3 protein-coding genes are annotated in these 3,330 nt (G+C 24.6%); 1 reads left to right on the top strand and 2 read right to left on the bottom strand.

Annotated features, from left to right (window positions below; translation table 11 throughout):
- Positions 1 to 321 precede the first annotated feature (321 nt).
- Positions 322 to 1,638, top strand: a complete 1,317-nt coding sequence (tssK, locus tag ACIQ56_RS15860) for a type VI secretion system baseplate subunit TssK (protein WP_397602011.1) — start codon at positions 322 to 324, stop codon at positions 1,636 to 1,638.
- 24 nt (positions 1,639 to 1,662) lie between these two features.
- Here tssK and ACIQ56_RS15855 read toward each other — a convergent pair whose 3' ends face one another.
- Both ACIQ56_RS15855 and ACIQ56_RS15850 read right to left on the bottom strand, forming a co-directional pair.
- Positions 1,663 to 2,946: a hypothetical protein gene (locus ACIQ56_RS15855; RefSeq protein ID WP_397602010.1), complete on the bottom strand. Its 1,284-nt coding sequence runs from the start codon at positions 2,944 to 2,946 to the stop codon at positions 1,663 to 1,665.
- 70 nt (positions 2,947 to 3,016) lie between these two features.
- A partial coding sequence (locus ACIQ56_RS15850; protein ID WP_397602009.1) for a hypothetical protein occupies positions 3,017 to 3,330 on the bottom strand: 314 nt, incomplete at its 5' end.

Genomic DNA, 3,330 nt, shown 5'->3' with positions numbered 1-3,330 from the left:
TTGAAGTTTACTACAATCGTGTTAGAAAGCATTCGTCGAATGGATATCTGTCTCCAGTTATATTTGAAATAACTAGACCAATGAAAAAGGTCGGTTAATTGTGTCTATAAAATTGGGGGAAGATCACAACTTCCTATATCGATGTGCAAGTTCAAGAACCAAAATTTGAATTTGATCCTGGGCGTTTTCAATTAAAAATGGGTGTCCTTTAATTTTTTTCTAATATCTTTTCTTTATTTTTTAAAAAATGCTAAATCATAATAAAATTACAAGTCTTAATTTAAATTAGATTTGTATTTATTATTACTAAAGGAAATAGATATGATAACAAATACTTTATCTTCACCAAAACTTATAAAAATAGAAAATTCCGATACAATTACCGAAAAATCTGTATTTGAATTATTTAAAAGAACTGAAATTTTAAATGAAATGCGTTATAACTTATTAAAACCAGAAAATTTTGGAATTATTAAATTAGAAATTGATAAAAATGCTTTAAGAAAAGGTATTTTTAAAGTCTCTGAAATTGAGTGCATTTTTTCAAATGGCTCCGAATATTATCATAAAGCAACAAGTCAATTATTTTACTCTATTGATATAAAAACATTAAATTCATTAGAAAACGATGGATCTTATATTTTTATTACAATTCAAGACTATTATCTTGATTCTGATAATATGCAATATTATTTACCAAATCAAAAGCACTTTATTAGAGAATGTATCAATTCAGAAAATAGTATTTATACAACTGAAAAAAATATCAATCTTGTTGTTGCAAATACACCTCCCACAAATTGTGGATTTTTGCCAATTGCAAAATTGAAATTAAGTAAAAACGGCTTAGAATTAGATGATTATAATCCACCTGTTTTTAATATAAAAACCGACCAAAAAATTATTGCAAAATTAGAAAGTTCAATGGAACTTATCAATAATAAATTTCTCATGGTTAAAAAAGATATTGAAGATAACAAAAGTGAGCTTAATCCAAAAAAATATCACGACCATTTTATAAAAATTAAGCATCTATCTAATTCATTAAATATGATGGAACAGGTATTAAATGAAGATCATATTTTACCCAAAGATTTTTATTTAACTTTGAATAAAATATTTGCAAATGTTATTTCAATTAACACCAATATCAATTTACCTAAATTACCTGATTTTAAATATTTAAATATTGAAGAGTATTTTACTTCATTAATGGATCTTATGAATGAAATTTTAAATAAAGAAATTTCTGAAAAATATAAGTTATATTTATTTACCAAAAAAGATAATTTGTATTATTTAAAACTTCCAAAACAAAACTCCTCAATTTACAAAATTGCTCTTAAAAAACCTGCTCGTGTTTCAGATGCTCAATTAATGGAATGGCTTCATGCTTCTCTTATTTGTGAAAAAAATGAATATCATTTTATGATTGAAAAACGCAGTTTAGGCTATGAACGAAAACATGAGCATGCAGATATTGAGATTAATTTAAAAAATGAATACTTATTTTTTAATGTAAAACTTGCACCAGATCAGGCTTTAAATGACAACACACTTGTCATTTCCCAAAGCAACTCGAAGTATAGTTTATTTGAACCCGATGCCATTGTTCTTTATTGGGAAATGAAGGGGTAGGTGAGTTAGGGGTTTATATAATTTTTAGTTACAAACTTTAGTTTTGAAAGCTTCTTCAACTTGATTTACTTCAGATTTTAATTTATTTTTTTCTGACTTTAAACTTTCAAATTTTTCTTGGAGATTTTTATATTTTTCAAAGTTTTTTGATTTTTCTAAAATTTTAAAATTTTCAAATCGAGTAATAAATTCGTCAACTTTATTTAAATCAATTTTTAATATAGCAATATTGGCTTTTATATCACAAGGATCTGTATATTTTTTTAACCTATCTGGAATACCTTTTATTACACTTTCATTTGTATTTAGATCTTTTTCTAAATATTCAATTTCAATTTCATTTCTTGACTGAATTGGAATAACTGTAAAGCGAGGAATTTTTTGCCCTTCTTGTAGTTCTGATGCAAAAATAAAGAAATATTCATTGTCTATATTAACGTTCCAATTGTTTTCTGTATTAATAATATCATTGAGATTTGAGCAATTAGTTCCACCATCATAAGCTTTTTTAATAGCATCAATATTAGAATTTTCAGAAATAGTAATTGAATCTTTTGTATTTTTTACAAACTTACAATTTTCAGACCATCTTTTATCATTTAATTTGTCTTTATTTAAAACTAATTTATATTGAATATCTCTATTTAAAAATCTTCTTACTAATTTAAAATCTAATTCCGTGATATCTACTTCTTTAGGATGATTAGTTGATAAAGTATATAATGAAGTATCTGCATCAGAAATACTTGCTGAAGCTATTCCAGCAAATTTAGAAATAAAAATTTTAATAAAAGGAACATCATTAACTTTAATTTGTGTTGCTGCTAAATATATAGAAGATGATTTTTTATCTTTATCATCCTCATTTGCTATAAACATTTTTTCACCAGGAAAAGTTAAATTCACCTTTTGATCGGTTCCTACAGAGGATTTAATAATATACCCACTTTTATCTGCTTTTGGAATTTGATAAATATTTTCACCATGTATAAATCTATTTATTGTAATGTCACACTTAGATTTTGCAGGCAATTCAATTGTATTATTTGAACTACTCTCATCTAATTTTAATTCTATTTTGTCATTTTTATAATTTGTATCAGGACAATTTATATCTAAAGAAACAGGTAAATTTGCAACTTTTACACTATCTATATTTTGATTTGCTGAAAAATTAATTTTAAGCATTTCTCCATTATATTGATTGCCATTTTTTTGTTTATTTTTACCTTCCATTTTAGAAACACCACAGCTAATAAATGCTAATGAAGTGATTCCATAAATTCCAAACTTTATTAATTGATTCATTCTAACTCTTTCTCCATGTTATTTATGTTACATTTAAATTTTATTTTTTCTAGAAGTCAATATTATTCATTTAATTAGGTTTTATTCCCCTGAATTCAGATATATGAATGATTATCAGGTTGTTTATAATATTTGCTGATAAAAACGCAGAATAATTTTTTAATTCATTTTTGTATAAAAGGTTTTCTGCAGCTTGAACTTTAATATTTGCTCTTTCCTTAGGGTCAGGATTTGCTTCTGTTTTGAATAAAACTTTATCCTCTACGAGATCATAATGGATATCATTAGATATTGTAAATTTTTTCAATGTAATATCACAAGTTCCTTTGTTCGGAATTTCAAAATTACTTTTTTCATTGTTAATTTCTATATCATCTTTTGAAT

The sequence above is a fragment of the Silvanigrella sp. genome, assembly GCF_044369315.1.
Classification (GTDB): domain Bacteria; phylum Bdellovibrionota_B; class Oligoflexia; order Silvanigrellales; family Silvanigrellaceae; genus Silvanigrella.
The sequence above is the reverse complement of the archived record's forward strand: the minus strand, read 5'-3'. Positions and strand labels throughout refer to the sequence as shown.

Bases quoted from the DNA above. Each gene is read 5' to 3' on its own strand.
- tssK (WP_397602011.1), top strand. From the start codon at position 322: ATGATAACAAATACTTTATCTTCACCAAAACTTATAAAAATAGAAAAT.
- ACIQ56_RS15855 (WP_397602010.1), bottom strand. From the start codon at position 2,946: ATGAATCAATTAATAAAGTTTGGAATTTATGGAATCACTTCATTAGCA.